Source organism: Sphingobium soli (assembly GCF_020782245.1).
GTDB lineage: Bacteria > Pseudomonadota > Alphaproteobacteria > Sphingomonadales > Sphingomonadaceae > Sphingobium > Sphingobium soli.
In genome coordinates, this window is the sequence record NZ_JAJGNP010000009.1 from 1 (window position 1) to 23,857 (window position 23,857).

General features: G+C 61.4%; 30 protein-coding genes, 1 tRNA gene and 1 pseudogene. 19 read left to right on the plus strand and 13 right to left on the minus strand.

Annotated elements, in window-relative coordinates:
* Positions 1 to 130: 130 nt before the first annotated feature.
* From LL253_RS11780 to LL253_RS11790, 3 genes are all read right to left on the minus strand, one after another.
* Positions 131 to 763, minus strand: a complete 633-nt coding sequence (locus tag LL253_RS11780) for a tyrosine-type recombinase/integrase (protein WP_228227389.1) — start codon at positions 761 to 763, stop codon at positions 131 to 133.
* A gap of 159 nt (positions 764 to 922) precedes the next feature.
* Positions 923 to 1,306 carry an ArsR/SmtB family transcription factor gene (locus LL253_RS11785; protein ID WP_228227291.1) on the minus strand — a complete coding sequence of 128 codons (384 nt, stop codon included), beginning with the start codon at positions 1,304 to 1,306 and terminating at the stop codon, positions 923 to 925.
* Positions 1,303 to 1,926: a peroxiredoxin gene (locus tag LL253_RS11790; protein ID WP_228227292.1), complete on the minus strand. Its 624-nt coding sequence runs from the start codon at positions 1,924 to 1,926 to the stop codon at positions 1,303 to 1,305. Before LL253_RS11790 ends, LL253_RS11785 begins: the two co-directional genes overlap by 4 nt.
* Positions 1,927 to 2,027: 101 nt before the next feature.
* Here LL253_RS11790 and LL253_RS11795 point away from each other — a divergent pair, with 101 nt between their 5' ends.
* Genes LL253_RS11795 through LL253_RS11830 form a run of 8 tightly spaced genes read left to right on the plus strand, consistent with a single transcriptional unit; the run spans position 2,028 to position 8,746 of the window.
* Positions 2,028 to 2,945, plus strand: coding sequence for an MBL fold metallo-hydrolase (locus tag LL253_RS11795; protein WP_228227293.1), 918 nt, complete (start codon positions 2,028 to 2,030; stop codon positions 2,943 to 2,945).
* Entirely contained in the window at positions 2,942 to 3,379 is a 438-nt protein-coding gene (locus tag LL253_RS11800) for a YeeE/YedE family protein (RefSeq protein WP_228227294.1), read from the plus strand. The genes LL253_RS11795 and LL253_RS11800 overlap by 4 nt, the downstream gene beginning before the upstream one ends.
* Positions 3,379 to 3,786 carry a DUF6691 family protein gene (locus LL253_RS11805; protein ID WP_228227295.1) on the plus strand — a complete coding sequence of 136 codons (408 nt, stop codon included), beginning with the start codon at positions 3,379 to 3,381 and terminating at the stop codon, positions 3,784 to 3,786. The genes LL253_RS11800 and LL253_RS11805 overlap by 1 nt, the downstream gene beginning before the upstream one ends.
* 31 nt (positions 3,787 to 3,817) lie before the next feature.
* A complete protein-coding gene (locus tag LL253_RS11810) occupies positions 3,818 to 5,395 on the plus strand; it encodes a bifunctional protein tyrosine phosphatase family protein/NAD(P)/FAD-dependent oxidoreductase (RefSeq protein ID WP_228227296.1) in 1,578 nt (525 codons plus the stop codon).
* Positions 5,392 to 6,189: a sulfite exporter TauE/SafE family protein gene (locus tag LL253_RS11815; protein ID WP_228227297.1), complete on the plus strand. Its 798-nt coding sequence runs from the start codon at positions 5,392 to 5,394 to the stop codon at positions 6,187 to 6,189. The genes LL253_RS11810 and LL253_RS11815 overlap by 4 nt, the downstream gene beginning before the upstream one ends.
* 54 nt (positions 6,190 to 6,243) lie before the next feature.
* On the plus strand, positions 6,244 to 7,647 hold the full coding sequence (locus tag LL253_RS11820) for a cytochrome ubiquinol oxidase subunit I (RefSeq protein ID WP_228227298.1): 1,404 nt from the start codon (positions 6,244 to 6,246) through the stop codon (positions 7,645 to 7,647).
* Positions 7,644 to 8,642 carry a cytochrome d ubiquinol oxidase subunit II gene (gene cydB / locus LL253_RS11825; protein ID WP_228227299.1) on the plus strand — a complete coding sequence of 333 codons (999 nt, stop codon included), beginning with the start codon at positions 7,644 to 7,646 and terminating at the stop codon, positions 8,640 to 8,642. The genes LL253_RS11820 and cydB overlap by 4 nt, the downstream gene beginning before the upstream one ends.
* Positions 8,642 to 8,746 (plus strand): DUF2474 family protein, encoded by a 105-nt coding sequence (locus tag LL253_RS11830; RefSeq protein WP_228227300.1) that lies wholly within the window; start codon positions 8,642 to 8,644, stop codon positions 8,744 to 8,746. The genes cydB and LL253_RS11830 overlap by 1 nt, the downstream gene beginning before the upstream one ends.
* Before the next feature lie 201 nt (positions 8,747 to 8,947).
* On the opposite strand, the gene LL253_RS11835 is transcribed toward LL253_RS11830, so the two are convergent.
* The 3 genes from LL253_RS11835 to LL253_RS11845 all read right to left on the minus strand — a co-directional run bounded on the left by LL253_RS11835 (position 8,948) and on the right by LL253_RS11845 (position 11,816).
* Complete coding sequence (locus tag LL253_RS11835) at positions 8,948 to 9,502, minus strand: hypothetical protein (protein ID WP_228227301.1); 555 nt, start codon at positions 9,500 to 9,502, stop codon at positions 8,948 to 8,950.
* A gap of 210 nt (positions 9,503 to 9,712) precedes the next feature.
* Positions 9,713 to 10,825 carry a DNA alkylation repair protein gene (locus LL253_RS11840; protein WP_228227302.1) on the minus strand — a complete coding sequence of 371 codons (1,113 nt, stop codon included), beginning with the start codon at positions 10,823 to 10,825 and terminating at the stop codon, positions 9,713 to 9,715.
* Positions 10,826 to 10,910: 85 nt separating this feature from the next.
* On the minus strand, positions 10,911 to 11,816 hold the full coding sequence (locus LL253_RS11845) for a LysR family transcriptional regulator (RefSeq protein ID WP_228227303.1): 906 nt from the start codon (positions 11,814 to 11,816) through the stop codon (positions 10,911 to 10,913).
* A 96-nt stretch (positions 11,817 to 11,912) separates the two neighbouring features.
* Here LL253_RS11845 and LL253_RS11850 point away from each other — a divergent pair, with 96 nt between their 5' ends.
* The 4 genes from LL253_RS11850 (at position 11,913) to LL253_RS11865 (ending at position 15,210) form a co-directional block, all read left to right on the plus strand.
* Positions 11,913 to 12,242 carry a nuclear transport factor 2 family protein gene (locus LL253_RS11850; protein WP_228227304.1) on the plus strand — a complete coding sequence of 110 codons (330 nt, stop codon included), beginning with the start codon at positions 11,913 to 11,915 and terminating at the stop codon, positions 12,240 to 12,242.
* Positions 12,239 to 13,027: an SDR family oxidoreductase gene (locus LL253_RS11855; RefSeq protein WP_228227305.1), complete on the plus strand. Its 789-nt coding sequence runs from the start codon at positions 12,239 to 12,241 to the stop codon at positions 13,025 to 13,027. The genes LL253_RS11850 and LL253_RS11855 overlap by 4 nt, the downstream gene beginning before the upstream one ends.
* A 559-nt stretch (positions 13,028 to 13,586) precedes the next feature.
* Positions 13,587 to 14,693: a Fic family protein gene (locus LL253_RS11860; protein WP_228227306.1), complete on the plus strand. Its 1,107-nt coding sequence runs from the start codon at positions 13,587 to 13,589 to the stop codon at positions 14,691 to 14,693.
* A 157-nt stretch (positions 14,694 to 14,850) separates the two neighbouring features.
* Positions 14,851 to 15,210, plus strand: a complete 360-nt coding sequence (locus tag LL253_RS11865; RefSeq protein WP_228227307.1) for a helix-turn-helix domain-containing protein — start codon at positions 14,851 to 14,853, stop codon at positions 15,208 to 15,210.
* A gap of 166 nt (positions 15,211 to 15,376) precedes the next feature.
* On the opposite strand, the gene LL253_RS11870 is transcribed toward LL253_RS11865, so the two are convergent.
* The 4 genes and pseudogenes from LL253_RS11870 to LL253_RS11885 form a co-directional block, all read right to left on the minus strand.
* Positions 15,377 to 15,613 (minus strand): helix-turn-helix domain-containing protein, encoded by a 237-nt coding sequence (locus tag LL253_RS11870; RefSeq protein ID WP_228227308.1) that lies wholly within the window; start codon positions 15,611 to 15,613, stop codon positions 15,377 to 15,379.
* Positions 15,610 to 15,855 (minus strand): hypothetical protein, encoded by a 246-nt coding sequence (locus LL253_RS11875; RefSeq protein ID WP_228227309.1) that lies wholly within the window; start codon positions 15,853 to 15,855, stop codon positions 15,610 to 15,612. The genes LL253_RS11870 and LL253_RS11875 overlap by 4 nt, the downstream gene beginning before the upstream one ends.
* Complete coding sequence (locus LL253_RS11880) at positions 15,852 to 16,073, minus strand: DUF2274 domain-containing protein (protein ID WP_148625352.1); 222 nt, start codon at positions 16,071 to 16,073, stop codon at positions 15,852 to 15,854. Before LL253_RS11880 ends, LL253_RS11875 begins: the two co-directional genes overlap by 4 nt.
* 9 nt (positions 16,074 to 16,082) lie before the next feature.
* Positions 16,083 to 16,355: pseudogene (locus LL253_RS11885) on the minus strand (TrbI/VirB10 family protein); the annotation flags it as partial.
* 353 nt (positions 16,356 to 16,708) lie between these two features.
* Between LL253_RS11885 and LL253_RS11890 the strand changes: the two are divergent.
* Positions 16,709 to 17,881: a hypothetical protein gene (locus tag LL253_RS11890; RefSeq protein WP_228227310.1), complete on the plus strand. Its 1,173-nt coding sequence runs from the start codon at positions 16,709 to 16,711 to the stop codon at positions 17,879 to 17,881.
* A gap of 10 nt (positions 17,882 to 17,891) precedes the next feature.
* On the opposite strand, the gene LL253_RS11895 is transcribed toward LL253_RS11890, so the two are convergent.
* Positions 17,892 to 19,115: a tyrosine-type recombinase/integrase gene (locus LL253_RS11895; protein ID WP_228227311.1), complete on the minus strand. Its 1,224-nt coding sequence runs from the start codon at positions 19,113 to 19,115 to the stop codon at positions 17,892 to 17,894.
* Positions 19,116 to 19,267: 152 nt separating this feature from the next.
* Positions 19,268 to 19,354: transfer RNA gene (locus LL253_RS11900), tRNA-Leu, on the minus strand.
* A gap of 129 nt (positions 19,355 to 19,483) precedes the next feature.
* On the opposite strand from LL253_RS11900, the gene LL253_RS11905 reads away from it, so the two are divergent.
* From LL253_RS11905 to LL253_RS11915, 3 genes are all read left to right on the plus strand, one after another.
* Positions 19,484 to 20,239 carry an alpha/beta fold hydrolase gene (locus tag LL253_RS11905; RefSeq protein WP_228227312.1) on the plus strand — a complete coding sequence of 252 codons (756 nt, stop codon included), beginning with the start codon at positions 19,484 to 19,486 and terminating at the stop codon, positions 20,237 to 20,239.
* The gene (locus LL253_RS11910; protein ID WP_228227313.1) at positions 20,239 to 21,105 is read left to right on the plus strand and encodes a tetratricopeptide repeat protein; all 867 of its coding nucleotides are present in this window, start codon (positions 20,239 to 20,241) and stop codon (positions 21,103 to 21,105) included. The genes LL253_RS11905 and LL253_RS11910 overlap by 1 nt, the downstream gene beginning before the upstream one ends.
* 97 nt (positions 21,106 to 21,202) lie before the next feature.
* A complete protein-coding gene (locus tag LL253_RS11915; protein WP_037542394.1) occupies positions 21,203 to 21,412 on the plus strand; it encodes a hypothetical protein in 210 nt (69 codons plus the stop codon).
* Between the two features lie 5 nt (positions 21,413 to 21,417).
* Here the strand turns inward: LL253_RS11915 and LL253_RS11920 are convergent, their stop codons facing one another.
* A complete protein-coding gene (locus tag LL253_RS11920) occupies positions 21,418 to 22,119 on the minus strand; it encodes an SIMPL domain-containing protein (RefSeq protein WP_228227314.1) in 702 nt (233 codons plus the stop codon).
* 101 nt (positions 22,120 to 22,220) lie between these two features.
* On the opposite strand from LL253_RS11920, the gene LL253_RS11925 reads away from it, so the two are divergent.
* The 3 genes from LL253_RS11925 to LL253_RS11935 are packed head-to-tail and all read left to right on the plus strand — an operon-like array spanning position 22,221 to position 23,839.
* Positions 22,221 to 22,655, plus strand: a complete 435-nt coding sequence (locus LL253_RS11925; protein ID WP_228222267.1) for a VOC family protein — start codon at positions 22,221 to 22,223, stop codon at positions 22,653 to 22,655.
* A gap of 2 nt (positions 22,656 to 22,657) precedes the next feature.
* Positions 22,658 to 23,380, plus strand: coding sequence for a hydroxyacylglutathione hydrolase (gene gloB / locus LL253_RS11930; RefSeq protein ID WP_228227315.1), 723 nt, complete (start codon positions 22,658 to 22,660; stop codon positions 23,378 to 23,380).
* Between the two features lie 54 nt (positions 23,381 to 23,434).
* The gene (locus tag LL253_RS11935) at positions 23,435 to 23,839 is read left to right on the plus strand and encodes a hypothetical protein (RefSeq protein WP_228227316.1); all 405 of its coding nucleotides are present in this window, start codon (positions 23,435 to 23,437) and stop codon (positions 23,837 to 23,839) included.
* The last annotated feature ends 18 nt before the right edge of the window (positions 23,840 to 23,857 follow it).

The following is a 23,857-nucleotide window of genomic DNA, read 5'->3' on the forward strand; positions in this document are numbered from 1 at the left end:
GCCAGCACTGGCGGCCTGACCTGAACCCGATCCTGCCGTAGATCGACGGTTCCTACACCACCCCGCGGGACACGACCTAGCTTCCGCGAGCCGGTTCTGGCTCCCTGCAGTTGCAAGGAGCCAGACGACATCAGATTTCAGTCCCCTCTGCCAATGTTAAGGCATCTTCCACATCAACTCCGAGATATCGGACCGTGCTTTCAATCTTCGTGTGCCCGAGCAGTATCTGGACAGCCCGAAGATTTCCGGTCGCCTTATAAATGATCGAAGCCTTTGTACGTCTCAGCGAATGAGTTCCGTAATCCTCGGCGGGCAAACCAATTCCGGTGATCCACTCATCGACCAAGCGAGCATATTGTCTTGTGCTTACATGGGCAGCATGGTTGGCCCGGCTGGGAAAGACATACTCGTCCAGTGAGCCGCCGCGCAATTCGAGCCATTTTAAAAGGCTGGCGCGTGCGTCATCCATGAGTTCAAATTGAACCGGCCGCCCGGTCTTTTGTTGGACCACGGTTGCCCGTGTGCGGATCTTCCGATCACATACGATATCGCTGATCCTGATCTTTACCAGATCACAACCCCGCAACTTGCTGTCGATAGCCAGATCAAAAAGCGCCCTATCGCGAACCCTACGATGCTGATCCAGGAAGAAACGGACTGCCCAAATCTGTCGAGGTTTCAGTGCGCGCCTTGCGCCAACTTTGCGGCCTGCATTCCAAAAGATTCGTTCGCGAGCGGCGGGATCAAATTCCGATAATCCCATGACACTTCTCCTTTGGCCACAATGGCCAAAGACAGAACGCGCGAAACTTAAATCGAACCAGCCGAGCTCAAATTCGCCATCGGGTTGAAGTAGCAATGCGCTGCTCAACAGGCTCAGTCCATTTTATGATCTCAGCGTTGAAAGGCTGAAATTCTGCAGTCAAAGGACGCGGGCAAAACCTGCCACGCCGCCGGCTGGCGGCGACTGTAAAGTCGGCCTTGCTACTGGTGGCAATTCAAGGTTGCCCTCGCTGCCAAAGATCGCCTCTATATTGCGCACGCACAGTGCCACATTTTCGTCAGCCAGTCTGTACCGGACCTGTTTGGCTTCCTTGCGCGTCTGGACGAGATCCGCGCGGCGCAATTCGGCCAATTGCTGGCTCAGTGCGGGCTGGCCGATGCCAGTGACATCGGCGATTTCGCCCACATTGCGTTCGCCTCGCAACAGGCAGGACAGGATCATCAGGCGCTGGGACTGGGCGAAGATCTTGATCTTTTCGGCTGCCGCCGCCGCCGCGTCGCGATCCTCGTAAAGAGCGCTCATGGCCGGGCCTCCAGCCGACAGAACCAGTCGGGTGCTGCGTCGGCGTTTTCGGCAGCAGGCAACAATGCGGGTTGACCCGGCACCCAGCCTTCGGGCGTCAGGCTGCTCCCGCCATCGACGAGCTGCAACGCGTGCAACAGTCGTAGCATCTCGTCCACTGATCGACCGACATTGTGGGGATATGCTGTGGTTGCGCGGATCACCCCCTGCGGATCAATGAAGAAGGTCGACCGCATCGTCATGCTGTCCGCTGCATCTTCATCGATCATGCCATAGGCACGGCCCACGGCCATGCTGGGATCTTCGATGATCGGGAAGCTGATCTTGACGTCGAACAGGTCACGCAACGCTCGAACCCAGGCGATGTGGGCATAGAGACTGTCCACCGAAAGGCCCACCAACCGGCAGTCGAGCGCATCGAAATCCGCCTGCCGCCGCGCAAGGGCTGCAAATTCGCTGCTGCATACCGGTGTGAAGTCAGCCGGATGGGAAAAGAAAATCACCCACTGGCCCCGCAGCGCCGACAGCTGAAAATCACCCATGGTCGAACGCGCGCGAAAATCGGGCGCGAGGGAGCCAATACGAAGCGGGATCGGGCGGGCGGGCGTGACGTCGTTCATGGCGCTTTCCTGCAATCGTCAGAGGAATGTAGCAAGCCCTTGACGATTGCATTTTATATAAATACATCATTAGTGTAAATATGAAATCAAAGGAGAGTCGCATGTCCGACCCTGCACTTGCCAATGCCTGTGTCCAGGTCAGTGTCGCCCAAAGCGGCGTACCGGTGGTCAAGGCGTTCTTCGACGTGCCGACCTTCACCGTGACCTATGTGGTCCATGACGGCGAAACCCGCCGCGCCGCCGTGATCGACAGCGTCCTGACCTATGATCCCGCGGCCGGACGAACCGGGCATCAGGCGGCCGATCCGGTCATCGCCTATGTGGAAGAGCAGGGGCTGACCGTCGACTGGCATCTGGAAACCCACGCCCATGCCGATCATCTCTCGGCTGCGCCCTACCTCCAGCAGAAGCTGGGCGGAAAGATCGCGATCGGCGCGCATATCCGCGAAGTGCAGGAAACATTCGGTTCGCTGTTCAACGCAGGTGCTGATTTTCAGCGCGACGGGTCGGACTTCGATCATCTCTGGGTCGATGGCGACCAGTTCATGATCGGTAATCTGGCTGTCACGGTACTGCATGTGCCGGGTCACACCCCGGCCTGTGTTGCTTATGTCATCGGTGACGCAGTGTTCGTGGGGGACACCATGTTCATGCCCGATTATGGCACCGCCCGCGCCGACTTTCCTGGCGGCGACGCGCGCACCCTGTTCCGCTCCCTGCGCCGCCTGCTGGAATTGCCGCCCGAAACCCGATTGTTTCTGTGTCACGACTATCTACCCGAAGGGCGCGACCATTATGTGTGGGAAACCACCGTTGCCGAGCAGCGTCGCGCCAATATCCATGCGCATGACGGGGTGAGCGAGGATGATTTCGTCGCTATGCGCGAAACGCGCGATGCCACGCTGGCGATGCCGCGCCTGATCCTGCCGTCGGTGCAGGTGAATATGCGCGCGGGCCATATGCCGCCAACCGACGACAATGGCGTCACCTACCTCAAGATCCCGGTGAACCAGCTATGATCCCCGGCTTTCCAGACGCGCAGCCGATTGCGGGGCTAATTGGCGGGCTGATGATTGGTCTGGCCGCTGCGATCATGTTGCTAGGGCTGGGGCGGATCGCCGGGGTCAGCGGGCTGACGGCGCGCGCTACCGGACTGGCGGATAGCGGTGCGCCGCGCAGCGTGGCGGCGGCTTTCATCATCGGCTTGCCGCTTGGTGCTCTCTTGGTCGCCTGGCTGTGGGACGGAGTGCCTGCGAGCTTCCCTGCGCCGGGCCTGCTGATTGTCGCGGGGCTGGTCGTCGGCTTCGGCACGCGGCTTGGGTCGGGTTGCACCAGCGGCCATGGCGTGTGCGGCCTGTCGCGCCTGTCACGCCGCTCGATCGTCGCCACGGCCCTGTTCATGGGTAGCGGTTTTGCGACCGTGGCGCTGATGCGTCTGGCAGGCGCAATCTGATGCGGATCATATTGGCGCTGTTGTCAGGCGTGCTGTTCGGCGCGGGACTGGCGATTTCCGGCATGGCGGATCCGATGCGGGTGCGCGCGTTCCTCGATCTGGTCGGGGCATGGGACCCCACGCTCGCCTTCGTCATAGGCGGGGCGATGATACCGATGTCGCTGGCTTGGATGGTTCAGAAGCGGATCGATCGCCCATTCGCCGACAGGGCTTTTACCCTCCCTAACACGGACGGGATCGACGGCAAGCTAGCGCTGGGCGCAATCCTGTTCGGTATCGGCTGGGGCATTGGCGGGCTGTGCCCTGGCCCCGCCATTGCCAGCCTGTCGCTCGCCCCGGCGGCTGTAGCCCCGTTCGTGCTCGCCATGCTGGTCGGCATGGCGCTTCATCGCTTCACCATATCATAATCGGCCTGGCGCCGGACCCAGGAGGTTCCCCATGGACATCAAGCAACTGACCCCGACGCTGAGTGTCACCGCGCAGCTTATGCCAGCCGACGTCGCGCAAGCCGTGGCGGCAGGTTTTCGTGCGATCCTTTGCAATAGGCCCGATGGCGAAGGCGCGGAGCAGCCGACGGCTGCCGAGATTGGCGCAGTGGCGCGTGCCGCAGGACTTGGCTTTGCCTATGTCCCGGCGGTGGCGGGGTCGCTAACCGATGCCGATGCAGCGGCAATGCGGGGCGCGCTCGACAGTCTGCCGGGTCCGGCGCTGGCCTATTGCCGGTCGGGTGCCAGGGCGGAAAGGCTGGCGGAGATGGCAGGTCTACTACGCCCCAAGGACGCAAGCCATTATGATGTGCTGATCGTTGGCGGTGGCAGCGCCGGTATCGCCACCGCAGCCAGCATCCTCAAGCGGCGGCGTGATATCCGCCTCGCGATTATCGAACCCAGTGATGCGCATTATTACCAGCCCGGCTGGACCATGGTTGGCGCAGGCGTGTTCGACAGCAGCTTTACCCGGCGGGGCGAGGCCGGACTGATCCCGCGTGGCGCGGAATGGATCAAGGCGTCGGCAAGCGCCTTCCTGCCCGACGAGAAGATGGTGATGCTCGATGACGACCGAAGGATCGGCTATGGCGTGCTGGTCGTCTGTCCCGGCATCGCACTGGACTGGAACGCCATCCCTGGCCTGTCCGACGCATTGGGGCATGATGGCGTGACGTCCAACTATCGCTATGATCTGGCCCCCTATACCAACCGGCTCGTCAAGCAGTTCAGGGGCGGCCGCGCCTTGTTCACCCAGCCGCCCATGCCGATCAAATGCGCGGGCGCACCGCAAAAGGCGATGTATCTGTCCTGCCACCGTTGGGAGAAGTCGGGCGTGCTGGCGGACAGTGACGTGCAGTTTCATACCGCCGGAGCCGTATTATTCGGCGTCTCGGCTTATGTCCCGGCATTGATGGACTATGTCGATCGCTACGGCATCAGCCTGAACTTCGGGTCGAAGCTGGTCGAAATAGACGGTGCTTGCAAAACTGCAATCTTCGAGCAGGCGGACGGCGATGCAGTGAAGCGCGTGGCCGAGCGGTTCGACATGATCCATGTCGTGCCGCCGCAGGTCGCGCCCGACTTCATCCGCACCAGCCCGCTGGCCAACGCATCGGGCTTTGTCGAGGTGGACGAAGCCACGCTCTGCCATCCGCTCTATCCCGGCATTTTCGCGCTGGGCGACGCCTGTTCGACCTCCAATGCCAAGACGATGGCAGCCGCGCGCAAGCAGGCACCGGTGGTAGCGGTCAACGCACTGGCGGCGCTAGACGGCCAACCGCCAGTCGCGATCTATGATGGCTATGGCAGTTGCCCGCTGACGGTAGAAGCAGGCAAGATCGTGCTGGCTGAATTTGGCTATGGCGGCAAGCTGATGCCCAGTTTCCCCAATTGGCTGATCGACGGCACCCGGCCATCGCGCCTGTCCTGGCTGCTCAAGGACACAATCCTGCCGCCTGTCTACTGGCACGGGATGCTCAAGGGGCGCGAGTGGATGGTCAAGCCGCAGATGATCGGCGCGCGGCCATGATGACCACCGCACAATATCTGCTGGGTGGCCTGTCGGGCGGGCTGGTTGGCTTCGTACTGGGGCTGGTCGGCGGCGGCGGCTCTATCCTCGCTGTGCCGCTGATGGTATATCTGGTCGGCGTGCCCAATGCCCATGTCGCGATCGGCACCAGCGCGTTGGCGGTGGCGGCGAACGCGGCGGCTGGCCTAGCGAGCCATGCCCGCGCCCATCATGTCAAATGGCGGTGCGGCGGCATCTATGCGGCGGCGGGGATCGTCGGCGCGCTGGCGGGATCGACATTTGGCAAGATGGTCGATGGCGACAAGTTGCTGGCGCTGTTTGCTTTGGTAATGCTGCTGGTCGGCGTGCTGATGTTGAAGGGGCGCGGTAATCCGGGCAATCCGGGGGCGGAGTGCAATCGGGAAAAAGCGCCCAAGGTCGTCGCCTATGGCTTGGGGTCCGGGCTATTTTCCGGCTTTTTCGGTATTGGTGGCGGCTTTCTGATCGTACCCGGACTGGTGGCATCGACGGGGATGCCGATGCTGATGGCGGTCGGCACCTCCCTGGTCGCGGTCACTGCTTTTGGCCTGACGACGGCGGCCAATTATGCCTTTTCAGGGCTGATCGACTGGCCGTTGGCAGCCATGTTCGTTGTCGGCGGTGTTGCGGGCAGCATCGGCGGCACCCGGCTGGCCGAGGCGCTGGGCGGGAATACCGGCCGGCTGACCACGGTTTTTGCCGGGCTGATCTTCATCGTCGCGCTCTACATGCTCTGGCGCAGCGCCGCTGCCTTCCTGCCCGGCATGACAATCTGACCTATCCCTATCCCTCTGCCCGCCTGCTACATGGTGGGCGAAAGGACATGTCCCATGTTCGACTCGCTTGACGCCCTGCTTCTGGCCCGCGCGCAATTCGCCTTCACCGTCAGTTTCCACTTCCTGTTTCCGGCTTTTTCCATCGGCCTTGCCAGCTACCTGATGATCCTGGAAGGATTGTGGCTGGCGACCGGCAAGGGCGTCTATGCCAATCTCTTCCGCTACTGGCTCAAGATCTTCGCGGTCGTGTTCGCCATGGGGGTCGTGTCGGGCATCGTCATGTCGTACCAGTTCGGCACCAACTGGTCGGTCTTTTCCGACAAGGCCGGGCCGGTCATCGGCCCGCTCATGGCTTATGAAGTGCTGACCGCCTTCTTCCTGGAGGCCGGCTTTCTGGGCGTCATGCTGTTCGGCATAAACAAGGTCGGGCGGAAGCTGCACTTCACCGCGACCTGCGCGGTGGCGGTTGGCACCTTCATTTCCGCCTTCTGGATACTCTCGGTCAACAGCTGGATGCAGACCCCGACCGGCTATGAGATGGGTGCGAACGGCCAGTTCCTGCCCGGTCCCAGCTGGATCGCGATTATCTTCAACCCCAGCTTCCCCTATCGGCTGGTCCACACTGTGCTGGCCGCCTATCTGACGACCGCCTTTGCGGTGGGCGGGGTGGGGGCATGGCACCTGCTCAAGGACCGGACCAATCCGGGCGCACGCACCATGTTCTCCATGGCGATGTGGATGGCGGCAATCGTCGCGCCGATCCAGATATTTGCAGGCGACATGCACGGCCTCAACACGCTGGAGCATCAGCCGGTCAAGGTAATGGCCATGGAAGGCCATTATGACAGCCACCCCGACGGCGCGCCGCTTATCCTGTTCGGCATCCCTGACAGCGCCAACAAGCGGGTCGATTACGCCATCTCCATTCCCAAGGCGTCGTCGCTGATCCTCAAACATGATCTCAACGCACCGATGAAGGGGCTGGATAGAGTGCCCGACGGTGACAAGCCGCCGGTCGGCATCGTGTTCTGGGCGTTCCGGGTGATGGTGGGGATTGGGTTTGCGATGCTGGGCCTGGGCCTGTGGAGCCTGGTTGCCCGCGCTCGTCGCAAGCTGCATGACTGGACATGGCTGCACCGGGCCGCCTTGGTGATGGGGCCAGCGGGATTTATCGCCGTTCTGGCCGGATGGGTGGTGACCGAGGTCGGGCGGCAGCCCTTTACCATCTACGGCCTGCTGCGCACCGCCAACAGCGCATCGCCACTCGACGCACCTGCGGTTGCGGCATCGCTGCTGGCCTTCGTGCTGGTCTATTTCAGCGTGTTCGGCATGGGTATCTGGTATCTGCTGTACCTGATGAAGAAGCCGCCCGAAGCGCATGAAAGCACGCTGGACGGCGCGCCGATCCGCACCGCTGGCATAACCCCGGCACCTGCCATCGAAGGAGGCGAAGGATGATAGACCTGACTGTCATCTGGGCCGGGATCATCGGCTTTGCGATTGTCGCTTATGTCGTGATGGACGGGTTCGACCTGGGCATCGGCATCCTGTTTCCACTGTTCAAGGTGGGCAAGGACCGCGACACCGCGATGAACAGCATCGCGCCGGTATGGGACGGCAATGAAACCTGGCTGGTGCTGGGTGGAGGGGGTCTGCTGGCGGCCTTCCCGCTCGCCTATGCCATCATCCTGCCCGCGCTCTACGCCCCGCTGATCGCGATGCTGCTCGGCCTCGTCCTGCGCGGCGTCGCGTTCGAGTTTCGCTGGCGCGACCCGGCACATCGCGCGATTTGGGACCATGCTTTCACGGGCGGATCGGCAGTAGCGACCTTTGCGCAAGGCGTGGCGCTGGGTGCATTGTTGCAAGGGATCAGTGTGCAGGGCCGCGCCTATTCCGGGGGCTGGTGGGAATGGCTCTCGCCTTTCTCGCTGTTGACCGGGGTGGCGCTGATGGTCGGCTATTCGCTGCTGGGGGCGTGCTGGCTCAACTGGAAGACGGAAGGCGGGTTGCAGCGGCAGGTGGTGACCTATGCCGGAAGGTTGGGCATCGCGCTGCTCATCCTGATCGGCGCTGTCAGCCTGGCCACGCTGACGCTGGAAGCCAGCTACCAGAGCCGTTGGCTCTCCTGGCCCGGCGTGCTTGCCACGGCGCAGGTGCCACTGGCGACGGTGATCGTCACCGCCCTTTTCTATCGCAGCCTGTCTCGGCAACGGGATGCGCAGCCCTTCCTCTGGGCGCTGGCGTTGTTCGGCCTGTGCCTGCTGGGGCTGGGCATATCGATCTGGCCATATGTCATCCCGGCGCGCGTAACCATCTGGGAAGCCGCCGCGCCCTATCGCAGTCAACTGTTCATGCTGATCGGCGGTGGCATTCTCGTACCGGTGATCCTCGCTTATACCGCATGGGCCTATTGGGTGTTTCGGGGCAAGGTCGGAAGTGAGGGATATCACTGATGCGCGGGCGGATGGTCCGGCTGGGCTGGTTCGTGGGGATATGGGCAGCAAGCGTTGCGGCGCTGCTGCTCGTGTCGCTGGGAATACGCTATTGGCTGGTGTGACGCTTGTTGACGCCAACTTTCGCGGTTACTTTGAACATGCCCTTTCGACGCGTAAAATAATTCTGGCCGGGCGTTTGCAGGATCGACCCATGCCGGACGCTCGCCGGCTAATTTTTGATCCTCAGGTGCCGACCGTCCGCTATTCCGGCGGCTCGCGACTAAAATGCGCCGTTCTCCAGCAGGGCCGAAAGCGGCGGCTCTCTACTGGCTGACAACGCCGGCTGCGGTCATCACTCTTGCGATCCTTTGATTGATGTCTGCGAGCTCCAATTGATCCTGCTCGTAGAGGCGGAGTTCAGCGCTGCCTGGTATCCGACACCGCGCGAAAAGCTCCTGTCGAGCCCTGCCTAATCTCGCCATCTCGATAGCAAGAGGGGTGTCATCGGCGGGAAACATGATGTTGCTTCTTGGCTTCCACGGATCATAGACAGCGCTTTCGTCAGGCAGGAAAAGGAGGCGCCTACGTCCGCCTAATTGAGGGCTGACGTCGATCAGATTGCCAGCTTTGTTCCGCCAAACGGCGTGATGCTCAGCTTCATAGTAAAGGTCTGAGATGTGCCAAATCGCCCATCCATAGGCGATATCGCCGCCAGATTTGGCAATTTTCCGTTCGACATTGCCGAAGCAGAATGACGCACCGCTACTTCTGAAGGGGACGGACGTTACAAACACGGGAACCGCGTCAGCAATTCTGCGACAGAAATGCATCAGGTCAGGTGTGATTGCAGCAGGTACGGTGTTGGGAGAATTTTTCACATCCAGACCTTAGCTGACTGAGCGTTCAAGGCAAATTCCGAGCCGATTGTGAGGACCGGACATGGGGGTACCAAGGCCGACCCTTGCCGGACTCTCAGCAGCTAATTTTCACTCCCCATGTGCGGAAGGTCCGCTTTCTCGGCGGCTATCGAGCAGAAAACGCCGCTCACAAACCGTCGGGCGAACGGCGGCAGCAGCGTCGCTGGTTCCTCAGTCAGAAGCATCTTTGGCGATTTCAAAAGCAGTGTTCGCCATCGTCAGACCGTTGACGATGAGTTCGACCTTATGGCGGCCGGGATAATGGCGACGCGTGCTGAAATCACGAATAGCCTGGCGAATTCCAAGCTTGGCGGTTTGTCCGGCAGGGAGGTTAAATGTCCTGAGCTTGAAGACTTTGGCCGCAGCCTTTCCGCCGGCACGCGCATAATGGATGCGATAATCGACGACCAGACGTTGATCGTATGGCGAGATGGAGGCCAGTTCGGCATCGATCACGATTGTTTCGCCTAGCCAAACTACGTGCGGCTCAATCGAAAAGCGGCGTACGGTCACAGAGGCTCCGTGCCCGACGCCGATGAGAGCAAGAGCGCGAGGTTCGCCCTTCTTGATCAAGGTTCGCAACGCATGACGAATGATCCAGGCCGTATGCGGGTCATTGATCGGCCATTCGGATAAGCGATCCAGCAGCCAGTCCGGACGATCCTTGGCGATATCGTTGAGATGATTGGCGACAGACTTGCGAACATAGGCACTGGGATCGGTCTTGAGCGCTTCGAGGATCTGCGCAGCGAGCGTTGGGTCGTCCCTTAGCGCCGGGATGCGCGATGCCCATGGTAACCTTGGCCTGCTACCTTCGCTTGCGAGCCTGCGGACATGTTCGTCGGCGCTGCCGGTCCAGCGCTTCATCACGGCGAGCGTACGTTCAGTATCCTTAAGCAGAAACGGACGAATGGCGAACTCGGCGGATCCGAAGCGAGTCAGGTCAGCAAGCGCGTCCATCGATCTGTCGAAATCGTCAAGGCCATATCGTGCCACGAACTCGGTGACGGCGACCGCCTGGAAGCCATGGGTGAGGCTTGGCACCATAGCACGGATGATCTCAAGTGCGTCCATATACTGGCGAGGCAGTACGACGTAGAGGGCGTCGGCGATATGGCGCACACGCTCCATGATCGACAGCGTGTCGAGTCCATCTGAGGCAGCGCTGAGAAAACCAGCGTGATCGAACCGCGACGATACTGACGCTCCCGCATCGGCGATGATGGTAAGCGCCTGCGGTCCGAGAATGTCTTTAAGCAAGGCAGGGATGGTTTTGTCCGTCATCGCAAAGCCGATCTCAGTTTGATTGTCGCTGGGTTGCGTGATGCCATTCCTGCAGCGTGGCTGACGTGCTGGTACCGGCTTCTGACTACGTGAGCCGTCCGGCAGCAAAGTCGCGCGCGAGCGCAATAAAGGCTTGGAAAGCTGCGGACGAATTGCGCCGGTTGGAATAGTAGAGGCACAAGGGCGCAAGCGGCGGCGTCCAGTCTTCAAGAATGCGCACAAGCCGACCCGCAGCGATCTCGTCACGGACATCGGGTTCCATGAGATAGCCGATGCCGACGCCATTAGTGACGGCGATGCGCGCCAGAGAGGCCTCGTCGAGCGTCATCGGCCCCTCGACGTCGAGCTGAAGTGATTCGCCGTCCTTCTCGAACCGCCATCGAAGCAAAGCGCCATTGGGAAGCCGCCCGCGAATGCAGGGGTAAGCAAGCAATTCCTGCGGCACCTGGGGAATAGCTCTGTCTTTAAAAAAGCCGGGAGACGCGACGACCGCGATACGTTGCATCTGACCCAGCGGTATGGCGATCGCGTCGCTGGGAACCAGATCCGAGCGTCGCACACCCAGATCAAATCCCGCCGCCACGACATCGACCAGCCGCCCCTCGGTGACTAAGTCGATATGAACCTGCGGGTAGCGCTGCATATAGTTCAGGACCAGCGGCACCATGATCTCGCGCGCGGCCGTTGCGAAAGAGTTGATGCGCAAAGTGCCGGACGGCGTCTCCTGTTGCGACCGCGCCGTATCCATCGCTTTCTGGATGCCTTCGAACGCTGGTTTGATCTGCGCGACAAAGATCCGCCCCGCATGAGTGAGCGCCACGCTGCGCGTAGTGCGATTGAATAATCGTACGGCCAGGTCCCGTTCGAGCTTGCCCACCGCGTTGCTAATGGCGGTGGTCGACATACCAAGGTCAAGCGCTGCTGCTCGAAACGAGCCGCATCGAACTATCGCGAGAACCGCCTCGAGCTCGATCAGCGAATGGCGACTCATAATCCCGATCTCCGTGACACTCCATGCCGATTTGTCTCGATTATCAAAAGAGATGTCTATCGCTAAATAGGTCTCCTGAGCAGCAAGGAGATAAAAATGCCAATCGATCTACCGAAACCGATCGCCGATTATGTCGAGGCAAATGCCGGTCTCGATGTTGACGGCATGTTGAAGCCGTTCCTTCAAGACGCCGTCTTCATCGACAACGGCAAGCATTTCGAAGGGCATGCAGCAATCCGTGAGCTGCTCGAAGAAGAAGTGGTTCCGGTGAAGGCAATCTTCGTGCCCGACACTGTCCGGGAGGAAGACAACAACGTCGTGGTCGAAGGTCCAGCCTATGGTAACTTCCCGGGCAGCCCGCTCCGCTTCACCTATCGCTTCACACTGGCAAACGGCGCGATCAAAACCTTGGAGGTTACGGTATGAGCATCAAAGCAGATCCCACCGAATTCGCTGGCAAGCGCGTGCTCGTCAGCGGTGGCACCAAGGGTTTGGGGCGCGCAACGGTCGAGCGCTTTCTGGCCGGCGGAGCCCACGTCATCACTGCCGCCCGGACGATCAAGGACACTGTCGAGGGCGTCGAATATGTCGAGGCGGACTTGACCACGCGGGAGGGCGGCGAAACGGTCGCCAGGACTGCAATCGAGCAGTTTGGCGGCATCGACATTCTCGCCCATGTCGTCGGCGGCTCGGCTTCGCCTGCGGGTGGCTTCGCCGCGCTGACGGATGACCACTGGCTTGCCGAGCTGAACCTCAACCTGTTGGCGACAGTCCGGCTTGATCGTCTATTGATCCCGCAGATGCTGGATCGTGGCACAGGCGCCGTTGTTCACGTTACTTCGATCCAGTCCGTTCTGCCGCTTCCCGAGTCCACGACGGGCTACGCCGCTGCCAAGGCTGCGCTGAGGACCTACAGCAAGTCGATCTCGAAAGAGATCGGTCCCAAGGGTGTCCGTGTCAACGCCGTCTCGCCTGGCTGGATCATGACGGAGGCCACCGGAGACTTTCTTGAAATGCTTCGGACTGCCAATGGCGGAACGATCGAGGACGCGCACCAGTCCGTGCTCGATGCGTTGGGCGGGATCTCGATTGGACGAGGAGCCCAGCCCGAAGAGGTGGCCGACCTTATCGCCTATCTCGCCGCAGACCGTGCTGCAGCGATCCACGGCGCCGAGTTTGTGATCGATGGCGGGACCATCCGCACCGTCTAACGGTGCCGCTCGGCGCTCGCCCATGGAAGCTTCTCGCCAAGCGCTGAACGGCAGTCTCTGACAAGCGCTGCCGTTCAGTCTGTCTCACTTGAACGACCGCGAAGTCTCAAGTCCCGCCTTTCAGCAGGCGCGGGTAAGCCACACCAAGTGATCAACTTGAATGGCTGGCTTCGATAATGCGGCGCAAGGTTTCTCCCTAAAAATTGAGTGCGAAGCTATCGCGGTCTCTCGCTGGCCGGACACGCCCGGACGCCGCTGGACGTCGTCGGATTTCAAGCAGAAGAGGACTCGCAAACATCATATTTATCTTTATAATTCAGTGAATTATATCAGACCATGCCGACCGATACCATAACCGATACCCTGGGACTTTTTATCTGGGAGGTTCGAGTCCCAAAGGCTCGAAATCGCCGGTTTGCATTGCCGATTCGTCGCTCCCTTTACGGCGAACAACACTTGGCCAGCGCACACAGTCAGGCGCTCGTCCTGAGCGATAGAAACATCTTTTATAAATCAAATAATGCTCTAATTTGATCGATAGAAAGGTGTGCTATCGATCATGCGTTGGAACTGGCAGCAATCCGATTGGCCGAACTTTGCCTACGATGCGACATATCTGAGAAGCCGTGAGGATCGGTTTCTGAAAGGTGCGGGCATGCTGGTCGGCGTCATGGCCCATCTCGATGCCGACGATCGCCAGAATCTTTCTATCGAACTCATCGCACAGGAAGCCGTCGACAGCTCCGCAATCGAGGGAGAGATTCTCGATCGCGCGAGCGTGCAGTCATCCGTCGCGAAGCATCTGGGGATCAAGACCGACCACCGCCGCGCCAACGCCGCCGAGGCGGGCGCTGCGGAACTCATGGCGAACCTCTTCCACAGCTATCGCGAGCCGGTCAGCGACGCCATGCTATTCCACTGGCATGCCTTGCTGATGAACGGCAGGCGAGATCTTGCCGACATCGGCCGATATCGAACGCACGCCGATCCCATGCAGATCGTCTCCGGAGCCCTGCACGCGCCCAAGGTGCATTTCGATGCGCCGCCATCTCAAGCGGTGCCGGCCGAGATGAAGGCTTTCATCGGATGGTTCAACGACAGCAGGCCGGATGGACGCTCACCCGTGAGCGTTCTCGCGCGGGCGGGGGTTGCTCATTTGTGGTTCGAATCCATCCATCCCTTCGAAGATGGCAACGGGCGCCTTGGCCGGGCGATTGCGGAGAAGGCCTTGGCGCAGGGGCTTGATGCACCCGCGATCACCGCCCTTGCGGAAACCATCCAGCGCCATCGCAAGGATTATTACACCCAGCTTCAACGGGCGAGCTTGTCGAACCGCATCGACGAATGGCTCGACTGGTTTTCCGAGATCGCGCTTGCGGCCCAACAGCGCACGCTGGATCGCGTTTATTTCCTCCTCGCCAAGACGAAGCTGCTCGATCGCCTGCGCGACCACCTCAATCCACGGCAGGAAAAGGCCATGCTCCGCATGTTCGCCGAAGGACCGGATGGCTTCGAGGGCGGCCTGAGCGCTGCAAACTACCGGACCATCACCGATGCTGCTCCAGCGACAGCCACGCGCGATCTCGCGGAACTGGTCGGGTTGGGAGCTTTGCGCAAGCAGGGTGAACTGAAGCGCACGCGGTATTTCTTGAACCTTGGTGAATGATGGCAGGAAGGTGACGGACGCTCTCGACCTATGGCCCCGCCGAAACCCACAACGGCCTGCATCTCTCTCCGCTCCCGAAACGACCATGCCTTCAGCGATGACGCGTTTACGTATCACATTAGTCGATATGATATGAAAAGGGATCACTCAATTTGACGTGCTGGCCGAAGAAAGATATGTAGACGTTTCATGTGATTTCATTTTGAATTGTATAGGGATCATCATGGGCGCTATATCTGAAACCCTGCGCGAACTTGGCGACCTCCTGCGGCAGGCGAGGCTGGCCGCGGGATTGACGCAAGAGCAGGTGGCCGATCTGGCTGGCATATCCCGTCCACGCTATCGCGATATCGAAACGGGCATTGCTGCTGCGCGCGCCACGACGCTCATGAATGTCTCCCGTGCGCTCGGACTGGAGATGATGCTGGTGCCGCAAGCGATGGTCCCGGCCGTCCGGGCGTTGATGCGTCCGCATGAAGACGACGATTTGCCCGCCTTTGTTTCACAGCCCGATTGAAGACGAATATCATGGCTCAAACGTCTCACGCACCTTATCGAGAGAACGACTATCCATGTTCCCGATCGGGAATATGGCCCTCCTATCGATCTTCTGCCGCCGCAATCATTCCCGATCAGGAACATTTTTTGCGTTGCCGTGCGTACATCCTCGACAATTTGCTGTTTCAGCCTTCAACCAGCCGCCTCAGGCAGCGATAGGGGATGAATGTCGATCTGCCGATCTTGACGGTCTCGATCTCGCCGGACTTGATTAACTCGTAAAGCGTCGATCGGGGGATGCCTGTGAGCTTCACCGCCGTGGAGACCCGCACGCTGATCGGCTCGGCCGGCAATGTCTCCAAAGCGGCAAGGGCTTCCTGCCTCGCCTGCCTGCGCTCTTCGATGGTCGGTGATCTCGTCATGGCCGTGATCGCAGGCGACTGAGCGTCATGGCGTACCCCCTCCTGCTAGCCAGCCTCTCGAACGCGGCTGCATGCAAGGGTTCGCTACGCTGGAACGAGGTCCACTCGCCGTTGTCGGGCGCATAGCGGTATTCCTTGGTGCGATGGACACCGGGTGTCGATGCCATCAGCCGCCATCCGGCGACATGCAGGGCATCCAGATTGCGGCGTGTCCCGGTGCGGGAAGCGTAGGCAATCATCATCGCACCGGGACACGCCGCGAGCGCAGGAAGGCCCGGTCGCTTTCGAGGAATGCGGCCAGCATTGCTGGAATGAGTTCTGCAATCGGCTCTTCGCGCCCATAGGATTCTGCATAGAGCGCGGCATAGTCCTGGAGCATTTGATGCAAGTCTGGCGTGACGGCGATGGACAGCTTGATCGCCGTCCTGTCCGGCAGCTTGGGGAGCTTGAGTTCCGGCATGTGTTCCTCCTAATTGCGCCACGGCGCGAGTATGAGATCACGGTGCACGATCAGCCGCACCGGCGCGCCAGGCCGGATCGTGATCGTCGGCTGGATAGCCAAATTGCGGGATGTGATCTGGTCGCCGGCGCGCGACACGTTCTGCTGCGTCGACTCCCGGATCGCCTGGACAAGGTCGCTTTCGCCGGTGAACGTCAGGTTCGCACCCACGCCGAGCAGGGTCGATATCGCTACGCCCTTGAGCAGCGCCCATGTGTGAAAATCCACACGAGCACATGCGCCAACGCCTTTGGCCGCGAACGGCTTGGACATGCGCGTCGGCCACCCGGCCGCACGATGGCGGATCCATTTCATCTCGCACGAGGTTCTCACGCCTCGGCGCCATGCATCGATGGCGCGCCTTCAGCTTATCGCAGGTCGTCCAAGACGCAAGCCCGGCTCTGCGGGACAAGGCGATTTAAGGCTCTGAACACGCATAATATCCTTCAAATCGAGCGGCGCCATTGCCGATGAGTTTTTCTTGTCGGGTATTTCTGAATCCGAGCGTCATGGAATGATGGCGAAATGGCTTTGGGCTGCGGATCGGCAGCTTCCGGCGTCCTCATGCATGTGGCTTTGGAGTGAAAGACTGTCCGATGGATATGCCCACCACCCTGTTGGCCCCCGCATTGTTGTCCCGTACCGAACTTCACGCCCTGGTCTGGGCCGAACCTCTCCGCCACCTCGCAGGACGCTTCGGCATCTCGGATCAAAGTCTCGCCAAACTATGCGATCGTTTCGATATCCCGCGTCCTCGGCCTGGGCACTGGAACAAGGTCGCCGCCGGAAAGGAGATCGCCGTGCCGGCCTTGCCGCACGCAAAAGCCGGCATGGACGAGAAGATAGAAATTACCCCGCACACGGATGGTGGTGCGTCGTCAACTGCGCACGCCGCCCTTGCCGCGGCCCGCCAAAATGGCAAAGCGGTGCGCGTGGCAGATCGGCTTTCGGCTCCGCACTCTGTCATTGCCGGCTGGCTTGCAAATCGAAGGGAGGCGATCGCCAGGGGCCGGCTGGTCTATGATATCTGGCCCAACAGGCCGGTCCGGGCCGCGCCCTTCACGCCGATCGAACGGCGTCGTCTCAGGATATTGGACACCCTGTTCAAAGCCTTGGAAGCAGAGGAGATCGTCGTCGCCGAAACAGACCGGCATGGCCCCGTTGCGCGGTGCGGACAGGACGAGATCGCATTTCAACTCAGGCCCCGGCTTAAGGAAGTGCGCCAACTCCTTACTCTCGACGAGAGACGGTGGCATGGCTCCGGCAAGCAATACCGGCGAGAACTGGTCGAGACGGATGTGCTGGTCTTCGAGATCAAGCGCTGGTTGCCCGGCGACTTGCCCCGCGCCTGGCAGGACGGCCGCAAGGGCATGATCGAGGACAGGGTGGGCGACATACTCACCACCCTGCTTGCGGCATTCCCGATGATGGCGGCTGCGCGCGAAGAGGCCGAGGAGCGGCAGCGACTGCGGGAGACCGAGCAACGGCGCCGCCAAATCCTGGCGCAGGAGCTCAAGCTCGACCGCGACCGCTTCCGATGCTTCCTCGAGCAGGCCGGCAGATGGCGCGAAGCTGGACTGGCGCGGGATTTCCTCATGGCGCTGCGCGCCGCGATCCCGGATTCTTCATTGGAAATTGGCGGCAGGCCTGCCGCCGAGTGGCTGGAATGGGCGCAAGCGCATGTGCAGGCCCATGATCCGCTCACACAGGGTTCGTGCGCTGTCTTCCGGTCGATCGCCGAAGTGACGGAGAGGAGCCGTGACTACTAGGCCGGGAGCCTCAGGCGCGTCGGAAGTTGGGCTTCAAGACCCTCGCGCCGTCGCGCATCTCGTCGAGCTGATCCGACCAGTACTGCATCATGCGCACGCGCTCGTCCCAATATTCGCCGCGCGTGTAGGCCCGCCTTATGGCGTTGGTCTCCATATGGGCAAGCTGGCGCTCGATGGCGTCGGGATTGAACTTGCCCGTTTCGTTGAGCAGCGTCGCCGCCATCGCCCGAAAGCCATGCGCCGTCATCTCCTCCTGGCTGAAACCGAGCGCTCGAAGGGCCGCGTTGACCGTGTTCTCGGACATCGGGCGAAGCGGCGAGCGGAAAGAGGGAAAACAATATTTTCCCGTGCCCGTGAGTTCCCAGAGCTGTTCGAAGAGCGCGATGACCTGCGTGGACAGCGGCACGCGGTGCGGCCGCCGCATCTTCATCTTCTGCTCGGGGATGTTCCAGACCGAGCGGTCGAAGTCGAATTCGCTCCACTCGGCCTGACGCAGTTCGCCCGGGCGTACGAACAGATGCGCCGACAGCCTGAGCCCGAAGAGAGTGATGGCGTGGCCGGTGTACCCCTCGATGGCGCGCATCAGTTCGCCCGCGCCCTTGGGCGTAGTGATGGCGGCGAGATGCTTGGCCTTGGGAACCGTCAGCGCGCCGCGCAAATCGCGGGATGGATCCATTTCGGCGCGCGTGGTGGCGATGGCGTAGCGGAACACGCGACCGAGGACGCTGCGCATCCGGCGCGCGCTTTCGTAGCGTCCGGTGGCCTCGATCGAGCGGAGCACGGCCAGCGCTTCCTGCGGGGTGATCTTGGCTACCGGACGGCTGCCGATCCTGGGATAGGCCTTGGCGAGCAGCCAGCGGATCTTGCTGAGCGTGACCTCCGACATGCCCTCGCGTTCCTGCTTGGCGACCCATTCCTCGGCGACCAGCTTGAAGCTGTTTTCCTCGGACAGCATTGCGCGCGCCTCGGCGAGCTTGGCTTCGTGCGAGGGATCGAGCCCGGCCGCGATCAGCTTGCGCGCCTCGTCGCGCCGCTCGCGCGCATCGGCGAGGCCGACGTCGGGCCAGGCGCCGAAGGAAAGCGTGCGCTGCTTGCCGAGATAGGCATAGTTCAGCCGCCAGAGCTTGCGGCCGTTCGGCTTGACGAGGAGATAGAGGCCGGCGCCGTCGGTGAGCTTATATTCGCGCTCCCTCGGCCTGGCGCTCGTGACGGTCGTCGCGAAGAGTTTTCTCATGGTATCGGCCCGTCCATAAGGGGCCTTCGATACCATGCAGGATACTATATTTGTTCCCGATTGGTGCCGGATTTGACCGGACGGTCTTAGCACAAAAAACGGCTGAAATCAGCCACTTTCGGGACGTACACAGACGTCGCCGGAAGAACAAATGGTGCCCAGAAGAGGACTCGAACCTCCACGACCTTGCGATCGCCAGCACCTGAAGCTGGTGCGTCTACCAATTCCGCCATCTGGGCACGGGGTAGGAGGGCGCCTCTACCGGGTGGCTTTCAGGCTGTCAACGCGAAGTCGATATTATTTTTTGGGTTCGCGCAAAAGGGCGGCTAAGGCCGCCTTGAGTCGTATTAAACAGGATGAAGCTGCCCATGACTTATGCTGATGCCGCGCCGCCGGCTTATCTTGTACGGCCCGATGGGCTGGGGCTGGCTTATCGGCATGATGAGGGCGAGGGGCCGACAATTGTCTTCCTGCCGGGTTATATGTCCGACATGGAAGGTGGCAAGGCCGTGGCGTTGTCCGGTTGGGCCAGGGCGCAGGGGCGCGCGATGTTACGCCTCGATTATGCGGGCAATGGCGCGAGCGAAGGGCGATTTGCGGACGGCACACTCGCCAGCTGGTGCGATGATGTGCTGTTGCTGATCGACCGGCTGATCAAAGGATCGGTCGTGTTGGTGGGATCGTCCATGGGCGGTTGGCTGGCCTTGCTGGTCGCTCAGGCGCGCCCGGAACGCGTGGCCGGCATCGTGGGTATCGCCGCGGCGCCCGATTTCACGCAATGGGGCTTTACCGATGCGGATAAGGCGTTGCTGCATACCGAGGGGCCAATTGAGGAGCCGACCCCTTATGGCGATCAGCCCTATGTGACGACGCTGGCTTTCTGGCAATCGGGCCAGGCACTCCTGCTCCTGAAGGATGTCATCGCCATCGATTGCCCCGTGCGGCTGTTGCAGGGACAGTGTGACCCCGTCGTGCCGTGGGACATAGCGGTGCGGACGGCCGAGCGGCTGCGTTCATCCGATGTGCAGACGCTGCTGATTAAGGATGGCGACCATCGCCTTTCGCGCGACAGCGACATCGCCCTGTTGATCCGCACTGTCGCCAGCCTGCTGGACAAATCCTGATGCTCTTTTTTCTTCCGCTGTTGCTTCAGGCCTATGATCCCGAAATCGAGGCGGTGATGAATCGCAGCCGACGAGAAAAACAGCAGGAACAGGCCGCTGCCGCAGCTGCGGCAGCGAACCCGTCGGCGGCCCGCGGTGACGGGAAGATCCCGGTTCCCGAAAAATTCGCTGCGCCGTTCCAGGCCTGTCTCGACGCAGCGTTGGACTCGCCCGAAGCCGGGGTCACGTTTGCGCAGAAATGGCGGATCGACGGCGGCAGTTTCTACGCGCGCGATTGCATGGGGTTCGCCTATACGCGCGCGGAGCGCTGGGCGCCTGCGATCGTCGCCTTTGAACAGGCGGCCGAGGAAGCGGAACGCCAGGGGGAAGTGGCGCAGAGCGCGCGTCTGTGGGCTCAGGCGGGCAATGCTGCGCTAGCGAGCGGGGATGCTGCCAAGGCGCGGCAGGATTTTGACGCTGCCCTCGCGCGGGGCATGCCCGATGGACTGGAAAAGGGCGAGGTGCATCTGGACCGCGCGCGGGCATTGGTCGCACTGGGCGACGCGGATGCGGCGCGGGAATCGATAGATTTCGCGCTGGCGCAGGCGTCCCGGGATCCGCTCGCTTGGCTTTTATCGGCGACCCTGGCGCGGCGGCAGGGGGAAATGCGGCTGGCGCAGGCGCACATCGCGCGGGCCGTGCAGTTATCGCCCGACGATGCCTCCGTGGCACTGGAGGAGGGCAATATCGCGATCCTGACCGATCATGAAGATGTCGCCAGGTCGGCGTGGGAGCGGGCCGTCAGAATCGCACCCGAAAGCGTTGCCGGGAAGGCTGCGGCCGATAATCTGTCACGACTACCGGCGGGCGTTGCGACCGCCCGATAAGAGCCAAGCGAGGCTGTCAGCAAGACTTTGTCACGGAACCGGGGCCAAGCATCGGCCGTTCGCGGTGCGCGGTGGGTCAGACAAAGGAGACAGCGACATGGACAGCAATATCAAGCGCAGCATGGCGATCGGCCTGCTGGTCGCGGGCGCGCTCGCCACCGGTGCCTGCTCGCGTGGCGCCACCGCCGGCGGACTGATCGGGGGCGCGGGCGGCGCAGTGGTTGGCGACGCGACCGGGCTGGGCACGACCGAGGGCGCGGTGATCGGCGGCACGGCCGGTGCGATCATCGGTGACGACCGCAAATAAGGTCTTTAGCGCAAGTAGAAGTCGACGGTGGTGACGACACGGACCTTCTTGTAGGGCGTGTCGCTGCCGCCCTCGCTGCTTTCGCCATCACGCGCATCGATTGAGAAATACCCCTGGGTGGCGCTCTTGATCCCGCCTACGCCAGCGCCTGAATCCTTGGCGAATTGTTCGGCGGCGGCCCGGGCGTCGCGGGTCGCCGCCGCCACCATTTGCGGCTTGATGTCGTTGAGCTTGGTGAAGCTGTAGCGCATGCCGGACCCCTCCTGCAGCGTCACGCCCCGGCGGACCAAGTCGAATTGCTGCGCGACGGCCTTTTGTGCGCGCGCGATGTCGGTCGTGCGCAACAGCATCCGCTGCGTAATGGTGATCGTGTTGACCCCATTGTTGAGCCATTGATTGACGCCTGCGCCAACGGGCGTCAGGTCATCCGGTTTGAAGCCCAACTGCGTGAAATAGGCGCGCAACTCGCGCGTATTGGCATCAATCTCGCTGCGGACGCTCGGCAGGTCGAAGCCCGTTGCAGAATAGCTGATCGCCCAGGTGGCGAGGTCAGCGGTGACATCCTTTTCCGCGAGGCCCCGGACCGTGACAGATCGGTCAGCGGCCTTGGCGCGCCGCAACCCGTCGCCCAGCAAATAGCCCCCGGTGATCGCGCCAAAAGCCAGCAGCGCCGCGCTGCCCAGAAACACCTTGTCCCGCATGTCCATGATGCTGCCCCTTTCGTTCCACCGGTCGCGTTCTTATCTTGAAGCGCAGACTGTCACCCTAAAGATGAACCGTTGCTTTATAGCGACGAACGGAGGCGGAATTGCCCAAATATTTGCATAGCATGATTCGCGTTGCTGACGTCGAAAAGACCAAGGCCTTCTTCGAGTTGATCGGCCTGCGCGAAGTCCGTCGCTTCGACAATGAACAGGGCCGCTTCACGCTGGTGTTCCTCGCTGCGCCGGGGGATGAGGATGCGCAGGTGGAACTGACTTATAATTGGCCGGCCGAGGATGGCAGCCCCGCCGAAGTTTATGAGGGCGGACGCAATTTCGGGCATCTCGCCTATCGCGTCGAAAATATCTACGAAACCTGTCAGCGCCTGATGGATGCAGGCGTGACGATCAATCGCCCCCCGCGCGATGGACATATGGCCTTCGTGCGATCGCCCGACAATATCTCGGTCGAGTTGCTGCAGGACGGCCATTTGCCGCCGGCTGAGCCCTGGGCATCCATGCCCAATACAGGAGTGTGGTAATCATGCTCGAGGTTATGCGCATCCCGGCGCTGTCCGATAATTATATCTGGCTGATGCATGATAGCGCGAGCGGCGATACCGTCGTGATCGATCCGGCGGTGGCCGATCCCGTGTTGGAGGCGGCGAAGGCGCGCGGATGGCGGATCGGCCAGATCTGGAACACGCACTGGCATGGCGACCATACCGGTGGCAACACGGCGATCAAGGCCGCCACAGGATGCCTGGTGACCGGGCCTGCCGCGGAAGCCGAACGGATCGGCACGCTGGACAGGCTGGTTGGGGAGGGCGATAGCGTCCGCATCGGCGACCATGTCGCGCAGGTGATGGCCATGCCGGCGCATACGGCGGGGCATATAACCTATCACCTGTTCGACGATCGGATGGCCTTTGTCGGGGACACGTTATTCGCCATGGGGTGCGGGCGGTTGTTCGAAGGTACGGCGGCGCAGATGTTCGCCAACATGCAGCGGCTGGCAGCCCTGCCGGACGACACGCAAATTTATTGCGCCCATGAATATACGCTAGCAAACGGGCGTTTTGCGCTGGGCGTGGAACCTGACAATGTCGCACTGAAACAGCGGATGGAAGCGGTGGAAGCGGCGCGGGCGCGTGGCGAACCCACTGTGCCGACCAGCATCGGTGCGGAACGGGAAACCAATATTTTCATGCGTGCGCGCGACGCCGATCAGTTGGCGGAACGTCGCGCCGCCAAGGATGCGGCCTGACGGATCACGGACCCCGGTTCCGTCATTGAGAATGGCCAAGAAGGAGAGACGGAGATGCGCGCCTGGATGTTCACGATGATGCCGTTGCTGCTGGCGGGATGCGCCGGCAATTATGAGCCAAAGCCGCTGACGCCAAAGCAGATGGCCGAACTGGACGAGGCATTGGCCGGCAAGGTGGCGGGTGAGCCGCAAAGTTGTATCAGCCGTGTGCCGCAGACCAATTTGCGCGTCATCAGCAATAACGTGCTGTTGTATCGGGCCAGCAGCAAGCTGATCTACAAGAATGAGCTGATCGGCAGTTGCAATGGCCTGACCCGCGGCGACATTATGATCGTCCGCAGTTTCGGATCGCAAATGTGCCGGGGCGATATGACGACAACGGCGAGCCCGATGTCGGGCATCACCTCGGGCGCCTGCGCGCTGGGGGATTTCATTCCCTACCGCACGCCGAAGAAATAGCGCGAGGAAGCGTCCGGC